The organism is Bradyrhizobium sp. (genome assembly GCF_035935975.1).
Classification (GTDB): domain Bacteria; phylum Pseudomonadota; class Alphaproteobacteria; order Rhizobiales; family Xanthobacteraceae; genus Bradyrhizobium.
On the sequence record NZ_DASYWN010000055.1, the window covers coordinates 253519 to 272940 of the forward strand.

A 19422-nucleotide genomic window follows, 5' to 3' on the forward strand; every position below is an offset into this window, starting at 1 on the left:
GCCTAGCGCTGCTCGACTTTACCCGTAGCTTGCTCGATCTGCCGCACCGGCTCCGGACCGATGACGCGCGGCGCGCCAGCGGTAATGCCGGGCGGCGGGACGATCACAATCTGAAAACCTGGCAGTTGAGCGGCCGAGCGATCGACCGGCGAGGCTTCTGGCACGATGCCGATCAAACCGAGCACGTACGACGAAGCCCTATCCCTCACCATCTCGTTCGGGCTGTCCAGCAAGGCGAGCTTGGTGGCACCGGCGCGGGCGGCTCCGACGGCAAGCGAGCGCTTGATCTTCTGGCGTAAGTGTTCGGTTACGTGGGGTTTGGACAGCTCGCGGGATAGGTGCTCCCGGCTGATGCCGGCCTTGACCGCGGCATCGGTGATAGTTCTGGCGTCGCCGGCAACCATGGCGTCAATGGCGGCTCGGACCTTGGCCGAGATCGGTTTGGGCTTTTCAGACATGGTCGATGACCTTCAGCGGCGGCGCGGGGTCGTCGGACAGATCGATCACATAGCCGGCCTTTACCTCGATGCTGACATTGACGCTCGGCTGATTGGCCGGCTGGATCCCAGCAAGGCCGAGAATGAAGCTCGAGGCCCGATCCTTGACCATGGCGTTGTCGCTATCGAGCAAATCGACCTTGACCGCACCGGCTCGAGTGGTGGCCACGGCAAGATGACGTCGCACCTTCTGTTGCATGAACTCGGCGATGTGCGGCCTGCTGAGCTCGCGGCTCAGATGCTCACGGGTAACCCCCACGCCTTCAGCCGCGGCCGTGATCGTCTTGGCCTGACCCGTGACCATGGCGTCGATTGCCTCGCGGACTTTCTGTGAAATCGGCTTCGGTCGATCAGTCTTCGCGATCGCAGCGGTCATCAGGCCGTTACCTCCATAGCAAGCCGGGCAACAATCAAGGGCCCAGGCGTGTCCTTGATGATCGACACACGCGGGTCGTAGGTCGATCCCGTCGGCGACCAGAGCTCTACGGTCTCGCGCAGGAACGGCGGCTTCGTCGCATCGTCGCCCTGGTTGTAGGCGTTGACGCGGCGGAACGCCGTAATGTCGCCCAGCGCCGGCGAAGTAGGAGTTTGCTTGCCGCTGAACAGCGAGTTGAACACGAAGCCGGTCGAGTTGATGACGCTCGCTGCGAAGTTGGCGACCGACCTCATCTTCAGGCCGATCTCGGCGCCGGGTGGCGGATTGGGGCAGAATGGCTCTACCGCCATTGTCCACGATTGCCCAGCTATCAGAGACGCGACGGTCAGGTCCTCGCCACCTTTGAATTGCGGGATGATGAAACCGTTGGCGTCGATCTGATACGTCCCCATCGAACGCGTGCTCTGATCCATCAGAGCTACCGTCTGCGACGGAATCCACCACAGCGGCCCCTTCCCTCCCGGCGGCGTGAACGCGGCCGGGAGCGAGTTCACGCTCAGCGCACCGTCGAGATAGACCGTGTCGTCGAGCACCTCGACAATGCCTGTCCCGAAATAGGTGCCGGTAAAGAAGATGTTGGCACTGTGCGCCGAGACCCACGACAGGGCAGCCGACCCAGACCACGGCACCCAACCCACCTTCGGCACGCTGTCAGCAGCCAGGCTTGTCGCATCGTACTTTCCGACCACGATTGATCCGTCACTATTCATGACGTAGGCGTAGCGCTCGTTGAACGTCCCATCCGCTGACGGGCAAGCAATCGCCGTGATGCTCGAGAACAGATGCGCGTGAAACTCGGCAAGATTCTTGGTGTTGAACGGGCGCAAATAGGCACCGGTCGCGATGATCGCCATCATTGAGTTCTGGCCGGCGTTCGCATACAGGATCGCCTCCTGCGCGAGACGCGGCTGCACCTGCGCTGAACCGTCTGCCGAAAGCGTCTGGAACGCGACGCTTCCGGGCTTCAGCGGGTTAGACGCTGAAATCGGGATGTAGTAGATCGCCCGATCGCAGAAAACGAACTCCGATCCTTCCGGGCCTGGAACGACGTAGTAAACCTGCGTCTTGTCTGGCGCGATCTCGAAGATCGAATTGTCCGGAGATGATGCGTCATTCGCGTAGACGTCCGTCGGCGAGTTGATGGCCGACCACAGGATGCCACCCGGCACGGCCGGGAAATTGCAGAAGCCGAGGCGAAACTGATCGACAAACACCGAAGCGGGGAATCCGCGATAGTCGTTCATCACCTCTTCGTCCCAAACACCGATCGATTGCGGCACCCCGACGGAAACAGCCGAGATGTTGCCTGCGCCTGACGGCCCAACAACGTTGTCTGGCGTCGCGAAGAACCGGGTGTTTCCACTCGAAGCAAGGAGCTGGACGCCCAGCGTCGTTGGGCTCACGCTGGTGATGTTTGCTGACCAACCAGGTGATCCTCCTATGACTTCTGCAGCGGCAAATGCCGGACCGGGGCTCAAGGCGATGATCAAGACCGTATTGAGAATCCCTGTTATTCCGGTAACGACGCCCGCGGCACCGGAAGTGAGGCCCGCAACCGTATCGCCAACGCTGGGGCTGCCTCCCGAGGGCGGATACGCATATTGGATCGACTGAGAGTTTGACGTTGAGATCACGATCCCCAATGCGCCGGAGACGGTCCCTTGGACCACGTCTCCGATCGCAAAATTTCCGAGCGCGGTCGAAAGCGAAAGCGTCTGGCTCGGCGGCAGCGGTTCAATCACCGTTGCGTTCATCTGGGTCGCGCTGTTGATCGAATTGAGCAGGATCTGTCGGCCTGCATATCGGATACGCGTTCCGACCATGCCCGGGACAACGATCGGGGCCGAGAAGTCTACGGTGATCGTACCGAGCGCGGCGCTCGGCTTGACGTAAACGTTCTTGGGGGAAATCCTATAGAATGGCGTGCGCTTCTGACTGCTGCCGACAACAAGTTCATTGTAGTCAGATGCGGTCCATGGCGCCGCACCGTCATAGGTGTAGACCTGAGGCCGCATCCCGGCGTACGTCACATAAACCGACTGATTGAGGACCGCATAGACCACGTTCTTGAGCGTGCCGGTCGTCCACGGGAGAGCCGCGCCATTTCCCTGCGTCGTGAATTCGTTCACGACGACTCCGGCCGGCGTGATGAATTGCAGCCGTCCATTGCCGAACGATAGCTTGTAGTTCACGCCAGGCGCGATGGTGATCTCGTCGGTACGGGTGCAGCCGTTCGTGACGGGATAGAGCGCGCGCCGGCCGCTGCGATTTCTCAGGCCGCCCGCATTGAGGAGACGTGTATTTCTCGCCTGCCTCAAGCCGGCCTTCCGCGCCGGATGATCATCCGCCCATTTGAGCGTTACGTCCACTTCTCCGAAGGAGAAATCCCGCTGTACGCCGGGGATCATCTGGGTCATGGGATTTCATAGGCCATGGTAACGACGATCTTGTTGCCGTTCACCAGGAAGCTGGTGCCGTCATATTTGCGGATCTGCAACTTCGTCGCGTCGGTGCCGCCGAGAATGACGGCGCTGCCATCGACGTTGGTTGAGTTGTACTCGATGGCATGCCCCACGAACTGCGAGGCGCGGGAATTGACCGGCAAGGTCGCGATGATGGCGCCAGTTGCCGTGTTGATCGCCGTCAGCGTGATGTCGATCTGCAGATGGATGGTTTTTCCGATCTGCTTGTATCGGCCGGTCGCGGTGGCGGTGGTGTAGGCGCCGCTGGTTGCCGTAAGCGTCGGCGTGTAGGTCGACCACGCCGTCGTGACGTCAACGCCCGCGATCTTCAGGACGACGCTGTTGTCGGTGTTGATCGTCTTGTTTCCGAGGATCGAAGCTGCTTGTTCGACTGCAATGCAGAGCCCTCCGATCGAATTGATGATCGTGGTGTTCGTGCCATTATTGGTGCAGGCCACGGCAAACTCGGTGCCGTTCGACCAGAGCGTATTGTCGTTGTTTGTCAGGCTCTGGAACTTGCCGCCCAGCAACATCGCATTGGTCGTATTGAACCGGTTGCCACCCGTCGTTCCGGCGCCGGCCGAATTGATGATGACGGGATACTTTTCCGAGATGTCCCAGTCGCGTGTCCCGTTCGCCTCGATGTCGACGTTGTTGTAGGTGTTGCGCGACGAAGCGCTATCGGACGTAAGACCGGTCCCTGTCGTGCTCTCGATCGTGCCTGCGTTGAAGTGGTTGTTGATCGCTGCCGTCAGGATCGCGGCCACGCTCGATGTATTGAGCCCCGTGCCCTCGATGATCAGATGTTCGAAAGTCGAGGCAACCGGACCCGCGCAGTCGAGCCCCGTGGTTGGCACCATCGCGAAGGCGCCGTCCGCGTTGTTGCTGACGCGGATATCGAACCGGGTTTCCACCGCTGAGCTGCCGACGAGGCCGGTGTCGCGACAGACGACGCCCTTGATGGCATCGTGAACCGCGATATCCATTGTCGAGAAATGCCAATTGTCGATATGGGCGCCTTCGGTCGTCAGGCCTACGCCGCCCGACGTTGCAGGATTGCCCCAGAGCTTGATCTTACCCGGGCCGCCGAAGCGCGCATTGATTGCGCCCTGCGATCCGGGATAGTTGGTCATGCCGTTGAAATTATGAGCGATGCCGCTGCCGACGTGCTGGAACTTCACATTGTTGCCAAGCGCAAAGACGTTCAGGCGATTGAAGCCCCAATTGATCGTGCCCGAGTGAAAGATCAGACCATCGGTGAAGACGATCGAGAAACCGCCGTTGAGCGCCGCTGTGATCGCGCTGGCGATATTGGTGCTGTCGTCCGTCCCGTAGGATATCGTTTTCGACGAAGCCGAAAGCGTCGTGCCCGCGTTGGCGGTCAGGTTGACATGCTGCGGGTCCGAGTATGCCGAAATGGTCGTGACCAGGTAACCCGACGATGCGCCAGCACCAGGAACGATGATGGCCTTGCCGACGTCACTCGCGGTGAACGATCCACCCGGAACGGTCAGGACATTTTGACCAGAGGTGATCGATACGGGCGCCGTCAGCGCCACGCCATCCTGCTTGATGCCAAGGCTTTTCGCATAGGCGAAGGGAAATGGGCTATCGGCAAGAAGCGTTCCGCTCGTGTTCGCCCAGGTTGCGATGTGGCCGATGGTGCTCGACGCCGGACCGATGACATTTCCCGAACCAGGGCCGCCGCCTGAGCACTGCGGGATCAACCCGGTGACGTCGAACGACAGATACTTCCCGGAGCAGGCAGATGGCACCGGGAGCGTGCCCAGCGTCACGCCGGGCTGAGAGATGAGCCCGCGCCCCGTAACGTCGTTGATCTTGTCCCATGTCTCGCGGTTCTGCGTGACGATGTCGCTGAGTGCCTGATTGAGATCGCGCGCGGAGACGCCCGCACCCTCACTGAATTGCGAAACTCGCCGCGGCCGCCGCGCGCCGACGATCTGCACCGTGCCGGTCTGCGAATTGTTGAAGGTCAGCACCGCATTGGTGATTGGACGCGCGAGGTTCGAAAGCGAGCCGGACGGGCTGGTGATCGTCCAGCCATAGGTCGCGTCGTTGTAGTTGACGCGCACGCCGTTGAGCCAGACTTCGATCCAATTCCAATAGTCAACACCGTCGCCATAGACCGAGTAGTTCAAGGTGCATGAGCAGGTCGACCCGGAAAGGGAGTATGACGTTCGCCGCTCGTTGTCCAAGACGGCCGGGACAGGTCCCGGAGCCTGAGCAAGCGCCGAGCTCAGCCCGGCGAGCGTGGCGATGACGAGGATGATGCGACGGAGGAGGTTCATGCCCCTTCCTCGCAATCAAACAGGGGGATCTGAGCGAAGTAGCGAGGCAACACGATGTGGCCCTCGCTGCTGTACCAGCGGCCGTCATCGGGGTCCTGGTGGCCGATAAAGACGCCATCCAAGTTGCCGCTGCCGGTTCGCAGCAGCAGCGGGCCGCAGGCTCGCGGGGCTTTGGTGATGAATTTCCAGTTCGTCTCGGGCACGGCCGCAGGTCTCCATGGCGACCCGGTCGGAAAGCCCTGCGCGTGAAAGGGTGTTCAGATGAACACCGGGCGCCATGGAGGTTCGGGAAAGCGGCGTCCGCGCATCCCGCCTTCCGAGCGGGCTGATGCGCGCGAGGATGATTCAGCGGCAGGGCGGCGCAACGCACTCGGCTGATGCACGCTTCTTCGACGAGCGGCTGCTGCCCTTGCTCGTGCGGGCGCTGTTATTAAGCCGCACCTGCTTCGAATCTCTCTCGCTGAAAAGCGGCTGCACGCGTGCGAGGGCTTCCTGATCTTCAACCAGAACCATCATGAGACCGGCCGCCTTCAGCAGGCTGTCCAACTCGCTCACCGTGGCGGCCCTGCGTTTTTTTTCGGGATCATCGATGAGCGCCATTTTCACGCCCGCGGCCTTCAGCAAGAGCCCGAGAGAAAGCTGACCGATCTTCTTTCTGGCGTACGGCGCCAAGAGCTTTCCCGAATATCCGGAGGGAAGGCCGGAGACCTGGTCCAGATTTTCTCGAGAGACGTTGAGCTGTTCCACCCTACGTCTCAGAGCGTCGCGCAGGCCGGCATAGTCGGTAATCTCGGCATAGAAAGTGCTCGGTGCCGGGGTTCGTGCCTTTCGCCTTGCCTTGGACGGCGTTGGCTCTTCGCACCGCGTTCGCTTCGGGCGAGCCGGGGAAGCTCGCTCGATGTTCGGCGAGATGCTCCAGCCGAACCTGCACCCTGGGGCGCGGACATGGTGCGGCCGCGGCCCTTCATCGCTCCCGACATCGTTCGCGAGATCGCTCACTGCGCTTCAGGCGGCCGAGATCTTCAGATGCGGCTGGAAGCCGGTGGCGGGCTGCGGCCGCGCGTCGAACGGCTCGGGCTTGACGATTGCCGGCTGGATCTGCGGCCCGCCCAGGCCGTCAGTCAGCCGCACGCGATCGCCTTGCCAGGGCGAGAGGGGCAGCCGGGACTTCTGCCGCGATTTGAAGAATGCCAACACCTGCTTCGCCGACTCGTTCAGCGGAAAAAAGCTGGCATGCGGCCAGGCGCGCGTCTCGATGATCTCGCCCTCCGCATACGGCCGCTCGCCGTACTGCCACTCGTTCGAGTCCGTGGAGCTCGCAAACGGCGGTTCAAACCGAAAGCGGCTCTTTGCCGGCGGCGTCACGCCACCGCGAATTGTAACCCGGTATCGGGGCGTTTCACGTTCCCAATAGTTCGCTGCTCTTTCCATCGTCATGCCTCCGCTGAAGGTTCGTAGTTCCACGTCCCGAGCGTCACGCGCTCGCCGCCGGCCGCATCGCCGGGGATGCTGATCTCGTGCTGGCCGTGCTTCCGGCCGCCGTGCGATTTCATGTCCTGCAACGCGATCCGGAGTGCCGTCTCGGCATGGTGCAGCTCGATCGCGCGCGTCTCGCTCGCCGGCAGATCCAGCTCAATCATCAGCTTCGCCATCGCCTCAGAACACCATCTGCTTCGGGTTGATGCTGCCCGGGGTCGACGCGACGCGGACCGCATGCGCAGCGACCTCGTTCGAAGAGCGGACCTTCGGATGCGCCTGCGGCGGGGGAGCCGGAGGCGGCGCAGCGAATTTCATGATCGGACGAGACTTCGGCGCCGGCGGATCGGGATGGCGGATGACCTTCATTGGAGCGCTCCTTCAGTGGTCAGAAAAATCGGGCCAAAAAAACAAAATGGGGGTCGGGTGATTGAGAGGGCGATCGCTTGGGCGGGACACCTGCGCCTGGATCGACGACCACTTTTCGGGCCCCGGTGCCCTCTGCGCGGGTCCTCCGAATGCGAGGCCACCCCCGGCCTCGCGCGCGCCGACTGATCCAGCAGAGTGAAAACCGTGGTTAGCATCGCGCGCGAAAACCCTTTCCGGTGATCTTCAATCACGTGGTCCGCCGTGGAATGTCGCTGATTTGCAGGGACTTGTGAATGTCACGAAATTCAAGTCTGCGGTATGTCTACAGGGATCGATGCTGCACATGCGGCAGGTGCCCGATCTCGCGGCCTGGCACCATCATATCGAGCGAACGGCCCTGCTCTCCCCAAGCCGCCAAACTTCTGGATCGGCTCGGTCTCACGCAAGACACCTATTTTGTGACCTCTCTGAGCCACTACCCGCGTGCGGTTTCCCGATGGAATGCCACGATTGCTGCTCGATGCGCGAGCATCACGGTGGTGACGTGAGACCGGATCGGATTGACTGGCTGATGTCGTGTTGAGGAGCTGTCGGTGCCAGCGTTTGAACGCGAGCGGAGCGCAAGCGCAGCCGTGTTCGAATGCGGGGCCGCACGAGCGGTGCCCGGAGCCGCGCGCGAGGGCTTCGATCGCTATAGGGTATAAGGGGGATCGAACACACCCGATCGAATGGGCGTTCGCACCCGATGGCAGGGGCGACAGCAGGGGCGATGCCATAGGCGTTCGCACCGATCGAAGACCGATGGCAGGGGCGATCGAAGGTCACGATGTGGCCCTTTCCAGGTGCTTCGATCGCTTGCTCGGTGGGCCGCTCTCGACGATCTTGATGGTGCCGGCCTTGAGCAGCCGGATCATGGCGGCCCGGAAAGCCTCGGTCTTGACGCCGCCAGCATCGGGCTCATCGGCCATCTCGGAAGGCGCACTTCCGCGGCCGGTGTTCGGCCTGACGGTGCGGCCTTGAGCGGCGAAGCGGTCGAGCAGCCGCAGGAACAGTTCATCGACCTCGCGATCAGCTGCGGCGCGATAAGGCGAGGACTCGCCGGCCATGGCGGTGGTGAACGTCAATCCGCCCCAGCGGAGCGTCGTCCTGTCGCCGGTGCGGCCATAGTTCGATTTCGTGACAGTCAGGGTCCGGGCATCCGGATCGTCCTTCTCAGGGTCCGACAGATGCAGCATCGAGCGCACGCTGTTGCGCCAATCCACCGAGTTGGCCGTGCCGCTGCCGTCGGCCATGCCTCGCACTGACGGATGGTCGAGCAGCACGATCGCGGTGTCATGTTCCCGGGCGATCTTGCGAAGCATAGCGAGGAACGCGCGCACCTGCCGGCGGGCTATGGCCTCGCCGTCGAATACCGCGGCGACGTTGTCGATCACGACCAGGCGCGGCTTGTGCCCAACGATCCAGGCCTCAAGCCAATCCAGCAGCGGCGCGCGGGACAGCCGGCCATCCTTTCCTGCATGCACCAGCCACGTGCTCTCCAGGTCTGGAAACAGCAAATGCAGGTCCGGCAGCCGGTAGGGATCGATGCAGCGGTGCTTGCAGATGCGCTCGACGCGATCGCGGATGTTGTGCTCGGGCTCCTCGCAGCTCAGGAAAAGCGCGGGCCCGGGCTCGACCGTGCATCCCAGCCAGTCCCGCAGCCCTGCGGCGACGTTCACGAGCAGTTGGGTGATGATCTCGGTTTTGCCGCTGCCACCGTTCCCGGACATGATGGTCAGATCGCCGCTGGGAACGCGAGCGCTGGCCAGCCAGCGCTGTTGCTCCGGCTCGGTGCCTTTCCACGACGCGGGCGTGATCGCGGCATAGGCGGGCTGCGATGCGTTCGGCGGAGGCATATCGGTGATTGGTTCGCCCTCGGCGCTTTCCGGGTAGGCCTCGTGAGGCGGCCCAAATTGACGTTCCCAATCTGCATCGACCTCCCGGCGCGCTTCTGCTGCTCGCCAGCTCGCCTCCGCGGCCTCGGCGGACATGCCGCCGTACATCGGATCTTGAAGCCATGGCTTTTCGGTAAGGGCGTCCATTAGGCAGGCCCTCCCGCCAACTCGGCAAATGGCGCTGCCATGACCGCTTGGACGCGGTCTTGCCCGACGTCGTCGATGAGCCCCCATAGCTCGGCCAAGGTCTGCAATTGGTCGACCGCGAGTTGCTTCGATTTCCATCCGCGCTCGACGTACCAGGCCTCGAACCCACAGATCTCGAGGAAATCCTCGAAATCACCGAGCACAAGACGCTCCGGGACCTTCACATGCACGCTCATGACGCGGCCTCGATTAGGTCGAGCTCGAGCGCCTTGGCCTCAGCCTTCTCCAGCGCCTTGCGCAATTCGGGCAGTCGCCGCACGTCGATCGCGACGCCGCGGGTGGTTGGCTGGCTGCGCCCCTGGGCGGTGACAAAGAACTGCCGCACGTCGACAATCGGCCGGCCTTCGAACCGCTTGAGCGTCACGCGGACATGATTGACGCGCCGGCGTCCCTTCCAGATGTCGCCGGTGACGATGTCCTCAGCGAGTGGGTCACCAGGGTGCGTTGCCAGGCCGATGGCGAGTGCGATATCGGGGTGATTGTCCAGATCACCTTTCCGAATCGCCTGCCGTGCTCGCCTGCTGTTCCAGCGGGAGGGCACGGTCATGCGGCCCTCTCCTGCTGCCGCAGCCAGCGCTCGACGGAGGGCCAGAAGTAGGTGACGGCGCGGCCGACGCGTGTAACCGGAGGCCCCTTGCCGTCGAGCTCCCAATTAATCAACGTGCGCTCGGTGTAGGGGCGACCGCGGACGATCGTACCGAGCTTCGCGGCCGTCGCTGGACGAGGATTGTATCCGTCAATTTGAAAGTCAGACATCTGCTGGTGTCCGTGAGTTGAACTTTCACGAACATCGATGATTTGAGCGTCGACGCGCCGTAACTTTAAATCCGGGAGCCGTAACTTTAATTCCGGTCGCCAAGCGGCCTAAATGATGAACGCAAGCCGAGCGCAAATTTTTCGGCCTCTTTCAGATAGACCTTGCGGGCCATGCGCGCGGCGGCTGCCTCCTTCCGCGATTTGCGCGCTCTCGTCAGCAGGTTTTTCAGCACCTGATACTCCCCGACGTTGATACCTAGCCGACGAAGCAACACTCGGTTGGTCGTGCAGAACCGATGAAAGCGCATTTCAGGTCCGAGCTTTGCCGCAGGCTCGAACTCCTCCCATCGTGTAAGGACAATTCGTCGCCAAAGATCGGGAATCGGCTTGCGGCCACGCTTTTGCGGACTGGCTTTCCGCTTAGTCATGGCTCACCGCACTTGATGCGGGTCTTTTGTTGGGATTGAGGATGAGTGCGACCAGACTAGCCAGCTTCTCGAATGCGGCCCGCTTCTCTTCGAGATAGGCATAGCGGTCGTAGACGCCACGCACGCCACCGATCACATGACCCAGGCACCGCTCCGCATGGTCCGCAGGAACGCCGGCTCGGGACATGAGCGACCGCCCCGTCCGGCGCAGATCGTGCAGCACCCAATGAGGCATTGGCTCGCGGCCGGTCTCGGTCCGGATCTTCGCGATCGCCTTGTCGAGCTCGCGCTTCGCCTTGCTGAAGCCGCTGAAGCCTTTGGCGCCCGCGGTCGTCGTGAAGATGAACCAGGAGTTGCCATTGGCGCCGGCGGGCTTCTCCCCGATCAGGTCGCGCGCGGCATCGCTGAGCGGGATGACATGGTCAATATCGGTCTTGTAGCGATCGGCTGGAATCGTCCAGTCGTCACCGTCGAGCTCGCTGGAGTGCATCAGCGCGGCCTCATTGCGACGCGTGGTTGTCAGGAGCAGTGACTTCACAAAGCGCGGATAGCAGGCCGGCACGTTCTCGACGATGTCCAAACCCGCCCACAGGTCGCGCAATTGGTCGTCGGTGAGCACGCGATCGCGAGAGTTGGCGCCCACCTGCCGGATCCCCTTCACTATGGGATTGGTGAAGTCCTCGTCGCGCGCCTGGAACCAATTGAACGCCTTGCGCAGGTAGGCGAGCGTCCGGTCGGCCATTACGGGCCCGTTCTCGTCCTCGATCTCGTCGAGCATGTCGACGACGTGCGAGCGCCGAAGCCTCCCCTCCCCGAACACCGGCAAATCCCCGATGTCGGGAGCGACGAGGCGCCGAAAGGTACTCGCATATTGGTCTGCGCTCTTCAGCCCTGCTTCTTTTCGACAGTAGCGGTCGACGAACATGTCGAGCAGACCCGGATGCTTCTGCTCGCGATCGGCCTCATCCGCGTCTGGATCGAAGGCGCCGCCGACCTTCAGGCCTTCCGGGTTGTCGCCGTCCTCTATGCGCCTGGTGCGCTCGGGCCGCGGATCCTCTCGGTTGCCCTTGGTGAAATCCTTCACCAACCGGTCAGCCTTCACGATCGCGTCTCGCACCGTCAGCGACCCGCCTTGCTCGTTCGCGTCCCACCGGCCGAGCGTTTCGAGATAACCCTTTCCGTTCTTCCTGTGGAAAAGCACGAACGCCTTAGTCCCTGCCGCTGTCACCCGAACGGCAAAGCCCGCCGGCGCCTTCTTGCCCTGGAGTGTGGCGCCGCTGAAGTAGTGCAGCGTGCTCGCCCGCGGCTTGCCCTTCTGGTCGAGCTTCGGCTCGAGCCCGGCCACGATCTTTTCGCTGATGCTCTGCATTGTTCGCGCGCCCGTGTCTGCAATATGTCTGCACATCGAAACAGGCGTGAGATTCAGCGAGGTTCAAGTCGACGTCAACAGATTTCCACGAAAGCTCCTGATTTTATGGGGGATTTCCTAACCCAAGGCGAAAAGAGAATCTTCGTCAATGACTTAGCAAAACGCACCAATCTTGACTTTTAATCACGGGGTCCTGGGTTCGAGCCCCAGCGCGCTCACCAACAACATCGACGGCTCTCGCATTCGGCGTCATCGTTGGTCGAATGCCTCGCCCTGCCCGACGCCACACGCCTGCGCATGCCGACGGGGCCGGCCGCTCAAGATGACGCTCGACCAGATGGCCGCCTGCGCGGCGTCGTGGTGATCAACGCGCTCCAACTGCCTCAACTGTTTGGTTGATGCGCGGCTCGTCAGGAGCAGGTTACACACGCCCCTCAGATAGCTCCGAAGATGCGGCATCTGCTTTATTCATTTGGGGGTCGAAAATGCGTTTTGCTCCTTTCGCCAAATTCACTGCTATCGCCACGACGCTCATCATCAGCACGCAGGCGAACGCGGCGCCCGTCAGGTATGGCACCTATTACGACGACCTTCAGGTCGGCACGAGTTGCAGCGGAAACTACACTTGCCAAGTGAACTTCTCGCAACTTCCTTCAGATCGCCTCCTGATGCTTTCGAAGGTCAACTGCTCCATCAACAGCAGCCAGCCCCTTGCAACGGCGATGGTGAGCGCCTCGACGGGATCGGGAGGCTGGAGTCTCGGACGAGGCGTGAGTTTTAGTCTGGGACCTGCCCTCTTCGCCGCAAACCTGTACTTCTACTCGTTCGAGACGGACGCCCGCTTCCTGATTGGACAGGGACGCTATCCGTACATTCAGGCGTCCACCTCGAGCTTCGTGAACGCCAATTTCCAGATGAGCTGCGGCAACGCCAGCCCTTTCCAGGTCAGCGCCGATTGCGTCATCGTCGGCAATTTGTCGGACGACTGACGTAAAGGCACAAGGCCTGCCGCCGCGTACCGGCGGGCCATATCCTCTCCGGATCCCGAATTCCATGGCCTGGGCTGGGCCTGCGACGAATTTGGTCGTTGCTTGCTGAACCTTTACCGGCCGGCTCGGACTCATCCATGCCGGGGTATTGCAGCACACCCTCCCGGCGTCGGACGACTGCGGCCCGCGCTGGATTTCAAGCGGGCAGCAAAATTGGGAGCGGCAAGATGCTGAACGCAATTCGATTGTTCGCATTCCTTGTGGGAACATTCTCGCTCATTCCGGCGCAAGCTGGACAGGTCCAGCGGCTCACTAATCTCTACTACGAAGACATTTTTGCAGGCGTGTCCTGCCCAAGCACGAATCGCTGCAGCAGCGTCTCATCGCCAACTCCGTCGGACGCCTTCCTTTCCATCAATCACGTGTACTGCAGCGTTACGACGCGCGCGCAACTTCAGCTGATGTATTTTCAAGTTTGGACGGCACCTCCGGGTTCGGGCGGCACCGTGCTCCGGAGCGTATTTCTCGGATTTCCACCGGTCACCGCGAACGCAGCAAACGGATTCTATTATTACAACTTCGATCAGAACGTTTTTTTCTTCGTCGGCGCGAACAGATATGTGGTGCTGTCGGGCCAGACGATCCCGGGCGACACACAGGGGGTTAGCTTGAGTTGCAGCATAACCGGCACGATGGTTCCACCGCCCACGTGAACCACCTTACCGAGAATATCGGCAGGGCCATGGTCTGCAAGCGCTCCGCGCTCGCCAAAGCGCGTATTGGCAAGCCTGAGGTGTCTTCAGCTCTCCGGCGCGGCAACTGTCGCCGGCGTGCTCAGCGGGGCTCCTCCCACCGAAACGGGCCCGACGGATTTCGACTGCCGGACCATCCGCTTGCGCAGCGCTGCGGGCAGTCCATAGCGAGCATGCGCTTTCCGGATCGAGGACGTGACGTCCGACATCATCGTGCTCTGCAGCATGTCGACCTTCGCGATCAGCGTGGAAAGCTGCGAGGATATCTTCCTCACATCGACCCGCTCGTCCGTGATGCTCTGTCGCAGCGAGAGCAGCACCATCGAATCCTGCTGCATCAGGGCCGCATTTTGCTGCAGGGCCTGGTTGTTCTCCTGCAGCGAGGCCGTGTGCTGCTGCTGAGCCGACTGGATGTCCCTCAGGGCCGCGACGACTGGGTCCGCCTTCGGCGCGGGAGCGTCCCAGCGCGGAAGCAGTTCGGCCAGACGGCTGACATTCAGCGACCGAAGATCGGACGGCCACGTGTAGACGGCCGCCGCGCCATTGATGGCCAGGGCACACACCGACAGGGCCAGAACCGATTTCCGGCTGGACGGCTTGATCGGTGCTGGAGCTTCCGGGACTGCGGGCTCGGGCGCCGCGACGAGCGCCAGTGCTGCGGGGTCGAGTTGTTCGACAAGGCCTTGCGCTTCGGATGTCGTGGTCACGTGCATTGACCTCATGAGCGAGCAAAAGGAGGCCGACGCCGGAACGTCCTTGCGGACCCCTCCTTTACGCAGCACTCACTTACAACTGTCGAAAATTGTGGGCTTTTTCGCTTAATTCCAGGTTAGCGAAATGGCCGCCGGACGCGTCGAGCCAGCCCGGCAGATTACGGGGCCTACGCGACGGCGCCTGCGGTGGCGCTTCGAAAGGAGCCCCGCGATCTCCAACTCAGGTTTGAACCATTCCGGGGCGGGAACCTACCAATGCCCAGTCTCAGCGCTACCCCACAGCTCACATTTCGAGATCAAAATGCGTTTTGCAGAATTTGCCGCATCGGCTGCTGTTGCCGCGGCGCTCTTTGCTGGAAGTCAGGCCCATGCAGCGCCTGTCGTCGTCGGCACATATTATGACGAAACGATCACCGGCACATGCAGCAGCCAAACCAATTGCAGCGTGTTCTTTTCCCAGACGCCAGCGAACAAGATGGTGATGGTCAAAAAGCTGCACTGCAAAATTCAAACCACGCAGCCCATTTACGTCGGCGGCTTGTTCGTTTCAACGGATGGCATTCCAAACGCCCTCCAACGCTGGTTACCGCTACCCCTTCCTAACGTCGCATACACCGGGCCCGTACCCAACTCGGACTTCAGTGCGTTTTTTGATATGACCACGGAATGGCTTGTCGGCCAGGGACGCTTTCCATTCGTCAGAGTCAGCACTGCGACTACGAGCAACTCCGCGATCTTATGCACCCTGATCGGCGCGCTGGTCGATCCGTAGCCATCGGACCGGAGGCTGCCACGCGATAGTGAGCCAGTGTCGGTGGATGACAGCGGCGACGGCCTCAGTCAGCTGTTCCATGACCTTCACCCGAAAAAGCCGGCAGACAACCCGCCAGAAAGGTGTAGGATTCGGCAAAATCTGGAGGAACGGCATGTTTGAAATCAGCGGTTTCGACACGGCAGGCGTCGTCAGCCTCAAGCGGCTGTCACTCGCCGCCGCCCTCAAGAAGGCCAAAGAGCTGATCGAGGACGGATGCTGGGACGTTCAGATCGTTGATCCAAATGGCCGGGTCTACACCTCGTTTGAGGAACAGGCCGCTTAAGCCGCCTCGCCTGCCCCATCCAGACATCACCCACCCGGATCGCGCTTCGCGACGCCTTGGCGTGGCTAGAGCATGATCCGGAAAAGTGCGCAGCGATTTTCCGAAAAGATCATGCTCAAACAACAACCTAAAGCGCGATGACGATTCATCCAAATCTCATCGCGCTTTAGGGCCCAAATGAAAAACCCCAGCGCCTGGTAGGGAGCGCCGGGGTGTTTTCAGAGCATAAATCGGCAAAGCAATATAAATCGGTAAAGCAATCAGGCCTTCATAGCAGCGGCCTCAGAGATCGCGTGTGAACTGGTTCACACGTCGTCCGATTTTTTAGCCTCCTCGGCCGACATTCGACGAGGCATTGTCCAGCCATCGCTCCGTCGCTTCATCGCTCCAGCCGGGGACCGCGAAGCGCGCCCGGGGATAGACCTCGGAAGGATCGACCGCGTGATAGCGCGGATGGTGTGTGCGGGGGTGATGCACCGTCGCAGCGTTGGCAGCGGTACACAGGACAATCAACAGACCCATCGCCAGAACTGAGCGCATCGGACCAGATCCAGTCGAACATCCCCCTCGACTGAGGTGATGCGTCAACGGTCCCGCCGCAATCTGATGCGGCATCACAGCTCGGCGATGGACCCGCAACGGAACGTTCTCGCGGTGGCACTGGCCGTGACGGATGTCACATTCGAGTGCCGCGGATCTGCTCCCGCGGTGGGGCGCGCCGCATTTGCGTTTGAGCTGCGCCACACCCCGCGTTAGCCTGCGCCTTTTTCAGGAGGCTCATTTGAGAACAATCATTTTCATCGCCGCCGTCGCGCTCTTGTTGGCCGCCGCTGCCCGCGCTCAGGCGCTGGTCGATCCCAACAAGGTTGCGCCCGAATATCGCGAGGCGGCGGAGAAGCGCCGGGCCGAACAGATGCGGCAGCGCGAATGCGCGCTGAAGGCGGATCTCGAGAAGGTGCTGCCGAGGGATCGCACCGCCTATCTCAACCAGTGCCTGGATGCGATGGCTGCCAGGCAATAGCGGGCGCCCCGCCGTCATCGCGACGGGCGGGCGCCGCTTGGCCGTGAACGCTGAAGACGCGACCGGTCAGCTCCCCTGACCATTCAAACATTCTTCAGACATCTGGTCTCACGTGGCGGTCCATTTCCAATGATCATTGTTGTCCGCGAATGAGCTCGGTCCAGATTCAGTGCACGCGGTGCAAGGGCGTGTTTCGCGATCGCGCGGGGCGATTGCAGGACGGCTATTCCAGGCAATGTCCGAGCTGCGAGGTGGTGCTGTTCTTCGCCGAGGACTCCCAGCACCCCTTCATCAAGCGCGCGATGCGCGATGCCCGCAAGATGCGCAAGGCGCTGCGCGAGGAAGAAGCGGCGCGGATCGCAGCGCCGCAGCCGCAGGCGGGTTCGTCGCGGAGATTTGCCGGGCGGACGCGCGCGGCGCAGCGATCGGATTAGAGGCCGGACGAGCCAGGCTACCCCCCGGGACATCGCCGGGCGATTTGTCGCACCCCGCTCGACCCGCACAGCGCAGGCGGCCCTCAGCTCCGGCGCCGCTTCCTCGGAAACAGGCGATCGCGGATATAGCGCGAGGTCGCGGTCAGGCGGATGCCGCGCGGCTTCTGCCAGGCGGCGCGGTCGATCTCGTTCTTGTCGCCGATCGCCAGCCTGCCCTTGGCGCCCTTGGCGATGAAGATCGCATCGCTCATCTTGCGGCCGGAGCGCTTGTTCCTGGCCGTCACTTCCTTCCAGAGGCTGATCCGGCCGAGCTTCAGCTTGGGCAGCTCTTCCTTGATCTCCCGCCGCAGGCAATCCTTGTCGGACTCGCGCGCGCGCTTGCGGCCGCCCGGGAACATCCACAGGCCGTCCGATCGCCGTCTGACCAACAAGACCTTGCCGCGCTTTGCGGCAACCAGCTTGGAAGACTTCGCCATTCCTAATCGTAGGCTCGAAACCAGAATCTCGCCTATCGTAACTTGTCTAGGCCAATAGACAAGTTAGCCGGGAACTTTGATCACAGCGTATGCGGGGCTCAGCCTTCGCTCGCTCCCGCCCGGTCCTCCGTCCGGATCCAGGCCATCGCCATTTCCCATGCCACCGACAGGATGATCGGCCCGATGAACAGGCCGACGATGCCGTGAGCGAGCGTGCCGCCGATCACGCCGACGAAGATCACGATGGTCGGCGTGGTCAGGCCGCGCCCCATCACCAGCGGCTTCAGCATGGTGTCGATGAAGCCGACGAGGACGAGGAAGATCGTCAGCAGCAGCGCCGTGGTGACGTCCTTGGCGGTCCAGATCCAGATGATGACGGGCAAGATCACGAGGAAGGCACCGATCTGCACGATCGAGAGCAGCAGCACGATGAAGGCGAGCAGCCCCGCGCTCGGCACGGCCGCGAGCTTGAAGCCGAAGCCGGCCAGCAGCGCCTGCACCACGGCGACGCCGATCACGCCCTGCGCCACCGCACGGATGGTGGCGCCTGCGAGCCCCAGAAAGTGCTCGCTCTGCTCGGGCACGATCCGGAACAGGAAGTTGCGGCCGGCCGCGACCAGCCGGGGACCGTGCGGAAACAGGAAGCCGGCAACGAACACCGACAGCAGGAACTGGACCGTGCCGAGACCGGCATCGCCCGCGAGCGACAATAACGGTCCGGCCAGCGGCTGCAGATATGGCGCCACCTCGCGCAGCACCGCGCGGATGTTGGTGTAGGCCTGGTCCCAGAGCTCAAAGAGCCACGGGCCGACCAGCGGCCACGATTTGAGCTGCTCCGGCGCCGATTGCAGCGCAAGGTCGCCGGTGCTGAGCTGGTGCGCGAGTTCGCGCACGCCGTCCACGGCGCTGATGCCGAGCCAGGTCGCAGGGCCAATGACGATGCCGAGCGTGATCAGGGTGAGGATCGCCGCCGCGGTCTTGGGCCGGCCGCCGAGGATCTTGGCGACCCAGCTGAAGGCCGGGTAGAACGCGACCGCGAGCACGCCGCTCCAGGCCAGGATCGGCACGAACGGGCGGATGATCAGGAAGGTCCAGATGATCAGCAGGCCGAGCAGGCCAAGCCGGATCACGAGCTGGATGATATCCTCTCCCGTGAGGAGCTGACGGAGGCTTTTCACGGGCAGGGCTTTCCTTGCGGCATCACGCGGGGTTCCGGCACTGGCACAGCCCCGGGTTATTGCCAGCCCCGCATCCAACGTCAAGACGACCGCGTTCCCGGCCCGGCCCTGCCGACGGCTGCTTACGCCGCCGGCAACGCCGCAGCCGGGTTTGGCTAACGGCAATTAACCGGATTTCCCGGGGCCGGTTTACGCCGATGCAAACGCCCGCACCTACGCTTGCCGTCGAACATCTGGGAAGACCGAGTTGCAATGGCCAACAGCATCTGGACGACCGAAGAATTCACCTGCGCGGGTTGCAGCATGAACTACACCGCGACACGTGAGGAGCACAGCGAGGCGCATACCGGCAGCTTCAAATGCAGCATCTGCAGCGGCGTGGTGCACAGCTGGTCCGGCAAGCATCATTTCTTCGGCTGGCAGGCGGTGAAGACCAAGCCGCCGGTGTTCGGACGGCGCTGGGCGGGCGTTGGGTGGTAGGCCTGCGGAGCGAGCGAGCAAGCCGAACCCGTTTCGCGA

At 62.2% G+C, this 19422-nt stretch carries 25 protein-coding genes; 7 read left to right on the forward strand and 18 right to left on the reverse strand.

What is annotated here, in order from left to right; genetic code table 11:
- Positions 1 to 2: 2 nt before the first annotated feature.
- The 15 genes from VGR99_RS34770 to VGR99_RS34840 form a co-directional block, all read right to left on the reverse strand.
- Positions 3 to 458, reverse strand: a complete 456-nt coding sequence (locus tag VGR99_RS34770) for a hypothetical protein (protein WP_326904466.1) — start codon at positions 456 to 458, stop codon at positions 3 to 5.
- Positions 451 to 873 carry a hypothetical protein gene (locus VGR99_RS34775; RefSeq protein ID WP_326904467.1) on the reverse strand — a complete coding sequence of 141 codons (423 nt, stop codon included), beginning with the start codon at positions 871 to 873 and terminating at the stop codon, positions 451 to 453. Before VGR99_RS34775 ends, VGR99_RS34770 begins: the two co-directional genes overlap by 8 nt.
- The gene (locus VGR99_RS34780) at positions 873 to 3350 is read right to left on the reverse strand and encodes a hypothetical protein (protein ID WP_326904468.1); all 2478 of its coding nucleotides are present in this window, start codon (positions 3348 to 3350) and stop codon (positions 873 to 875) included. The genes VGR99_RS34775 and VGR99_RS34780 overlap by 1 nt, the downstream gene beginning before the upstream one ends.
- Positions 3347 to 5704 (reverse strand): hypothetical protein, encoded by a 2358-nt coding sequence (locus VGR99_RS34785; RefSeq protein ID WP_326904469.1) that lies wholly within the window; start codon positions 5702 to 5704, stop codon positions 3347 to 3349. Before VGR99_RS34785 ends, VGR99_RS34780 begins: the two co-directional genes overlap by 4 nt.
- On the reverse strand, positions 5701 to 5907 hold the full coding sequence (locus VGR99_RS34790; protein ID WP_326904470.1) for a hypothetical protein: 207 nt from the start codon (positions 5905 to 5907) through the stop codon (positions 5701 to 5703). Before VGR99_RS34790 ends, VGR99_RS34785 begins: the two co-directional genes overlap by 4 nt.
- Before the next feature lie 142 nt (positions 5908 to 6049).
- A complete protein-coding gene (locus VGR99_RS34795) occupies positions 6050 to 6451 on the reverse strand; it encodes a hypothetical protein (protein ID WP_326904471.1) in 402 nt (133 codons plus the stop codon).
- 258 nt (positions 6452 to 6709) lie between these two features.
- Positions 6710 to 7069 (reverse strand): hypothetical protein, encoded by a 360-nt coding sequence (locus tag VGR99_RS34800; RefSeq protein WP_326904472.1) that lies wholly within the window; start codon positions 7067 to 7069, stop codon positions 6710 to 6712.
- A 68-nt stretch (positions 7070 to 7137) separates the two neighbouring features.
- Complete coding sequence (locus tag VGR99_RS34805; RefSeq protein ID WP_326904473.1) at positions 7138 to 7356, reverse strand: hypothetical protein; 219 nt, start codon at positions 7354 to 7356, stop codon at positions 7138 to 7140.
- A gap of 4 nt (positions 7357 to 7360) precedes the next feature.
- Entirely contained in the window at positions 7361 to 7549 is a 189-nt protein-coding gene (locus tag VGR99_RS34810) for a hypothetical protein (RefSeq protein ID WP_326904474.1), read from the reverse strand.
- Positions 7550 to 8370: 821 nt separating this feature from the next.
- Positions 8371 to 9630: an AAA family ATPase gene (locus tag VGR99_RS34815; RefSeq protein ID WP_326904475.1), complete on the reverse strand. Its 1260-nt coding sequence runs from the start codon at positions 9628 to 9630 to the stop codon at positions 8371 to 8373.
- Entirely contained in the window at positions 9630 to 9866 is a 237-nt protein-coding gene (locus VGR99_RS34820; protein ID WP_326904476.1) for a hypothetical protein, read from the reverse strand. The genes VGR99_RS34815 and VGR99_RS34820 overlap by 1 nt, the downstream gene beginning before the upstream one ends.
- Positions 9863 to 10237 carry a transcriptional coactivator p15/PC4 family protein gene (locus VGR99_RS34825; RefSeq protein WP_326904477.1) on the reverse strand — a complete coding sequence of 125 codons (375 nt, stop codon included), beginning with the start codon at positions 10235 to 10237 and terminating at the stop codon, positions 9863 to 9865. Before VGR99_RS34825 ends, VGR99_RS34820 begins: the two co-directional genes overlap by 4 nt.
- Complete coding sequence (locus tag VGR99_RS34830; RefSeq protein WP_326904478.1) at positions 10234 to 10446, reverse strand: hypothetical protein; 213 nt, start codon at positions 10444 to 10446, stop codon at positions 10234 to 10236. The genes VGR99_RS34825 and VGR99_RS34830 overlap by 4 nt, the downstream gene beginning before the upstream one ends.
- A gap of 86 nt (positions 10447 to 10532) precedes the next feature.
- Complete coding sequence (locus tag VGR99_RS34835; protein WP_326904479.1) at positions 10533 to 10874, reverse strand: hypothetical protein; 342 nt, start codon at positions 10872 to 10874, stop codon at positions 10533 to 10535.
- Positions 10867 to 12243: a site-specific integrase gene (locus VGR99_RS34840; RefSeq protein ID WP_326904480.1), complete on the reverse strand. Its 1377-nt coding sequence runs from the start codon at positions 12241 to 12243 to the stop codon at positions 10867 to 10869. The genes VGR99_RS34835 and VGR99_RS34840 overlap by 8 nt, the downstream gene beginning before the upstream one ends.
- Positions 12244 to 12728: 485 nt before the next feature.
- Between VGR99_RS34840 and VGR99_RS34845 the strand changes: the two genes are divergently transcribed.
- Positions 12729 to 13232, forward strand: coding sequence for a hypothetical protein (locus VGR99_RS34845; RefSeq protein ID WP_326904481.1), 504 nt, complete (start codon positions 12729 to 12731; stop codon positions 13230 to 13232).
- Positions 13233 to 13459: 227 nt separating this feature from the next.
- Entirely contained in the window at positions 13460 to 13945 is a 486-nt protein-coding gene (locus VGR99_RS34850; RefSeq protein ID WP_326904482.1) for a hypothetical protein, read from the forward strand.
- An 86-nt stretch (positions 13946 to 14031) separates the two neighbouring features.
- Here VGR99_RS34850 and VGR99_RS34855 read toward each other — a convergent pair whose 3' ends face one another.
- Positions 14032 to 14697 (reverse strand): hypothetical protein, encoded by a 666-nt coding sequence (locus VGR99_RS34855; protein WP_326904483.1) that lies wholly within the window; start codon positions 14695 to 14697, stop codon positions 14032 to 14034.
- A 301-nt stretch (positions 14698 to 14998) separates the two neighbouring features.
- Here VGR99_RS34855 and VGR99_RS34860 point away from each other — a divergent pair, with 301 nt between their 5' ends.
- From VGR99_RS34860 to VGR99_RS34875, 4 genes are all read left to right on the forward strand, one after another.
- The gene (locus VGR99_RS34860; RefSeq protein ID WP_326904484.1) at positions 14999 to 15469 is read left to right on the forward strand and encodes a hypothetical protein; all 471 of its coding nucleotides are present in this window, start codon (positions 14999 to 15001) and stop codon (positions 15467 to 15469) included.
- Positions 15470 to 15623: 154 nt separating this feature from the next.
- A complete protein-coding gene (locus VGR99_RS34865; RefSeq protein ID WP_326904485.1) occupies positions 15624 to 15794 on the forward strand; it encodes a hypothetical protein in 171 nt (56 codons plus the stop codon).
- A gap of 781 nt (positions 15795 to 16575) precedes the next feature.
- The gene (locus VGR99_RS34870) at positions 16576 to 16815 is read left to right on the forward strand and encodes a hypothetical protein (protein ID WP_326904486.1); all 240 of its coding nucleotides are present in this window, start codon (positions 16576 to 16578) and stop codon (positions 16813 to 16815) included.
- Between the two features lie 188 nt (positions 16816 to 17003).
- Positions 17004 to 17249, forward strand: coding sequence for a hypothetical protein (locus tag VGR99_RS34875; protein WP_414645208.1), 246 nt, complete (start codon positions 17004 to 17006; stop codon positions 17247 to 17249).
- Positions 17250 to 17332: 83 nt separating this feature from the next.
- Here the strand turns inward: VGR99_RS34875 and VGR99_RS34880 are convergent, their stop codons facing one another.
- Together VGR99_RS34880 and VGR99_RS34885 are read right to left on the reverse strand one after the other, a co-directional pair.
- Entirely contained in the window at positions 17333 to 17725 is a 393-nt protein-coding gene (locus VGR99_RS34880) for an NUDIX hydrolase (protein WP_326904488.1), read from the reverse strand.
- Between the two features lie 98 nt (positions 17726 to 17823).
- A complete protein-coding gene (locus tag VGR99_RS34885) occupies positions 17824 to 18909 on the reverse strand; it encodes an AI-2E family transporter (protein ID WP_326904586.1) in 1086 nt (361 codons plus the stop codon).
- Positions 18910 to 19155: 246 nt separating this feature from the next.
- Between VGR99_RS34885 and VGR99_RS34890 the strand changes: the two genes are divergently transcribed.
- The gene (locus VGR99_RS34890) at positions 19156 to 19383 is read left to right on the forward strand and encodes a hypothetical protein (RefSeq protein WP_326904489.1); all 228 of its coding nucleotides are present in this window, start codon (positions 19156 to 19158) and stop codon (positions 19381 to 19383) included.
- Positions 19384 to 19422: the final 39 nt, after the last annotated feature.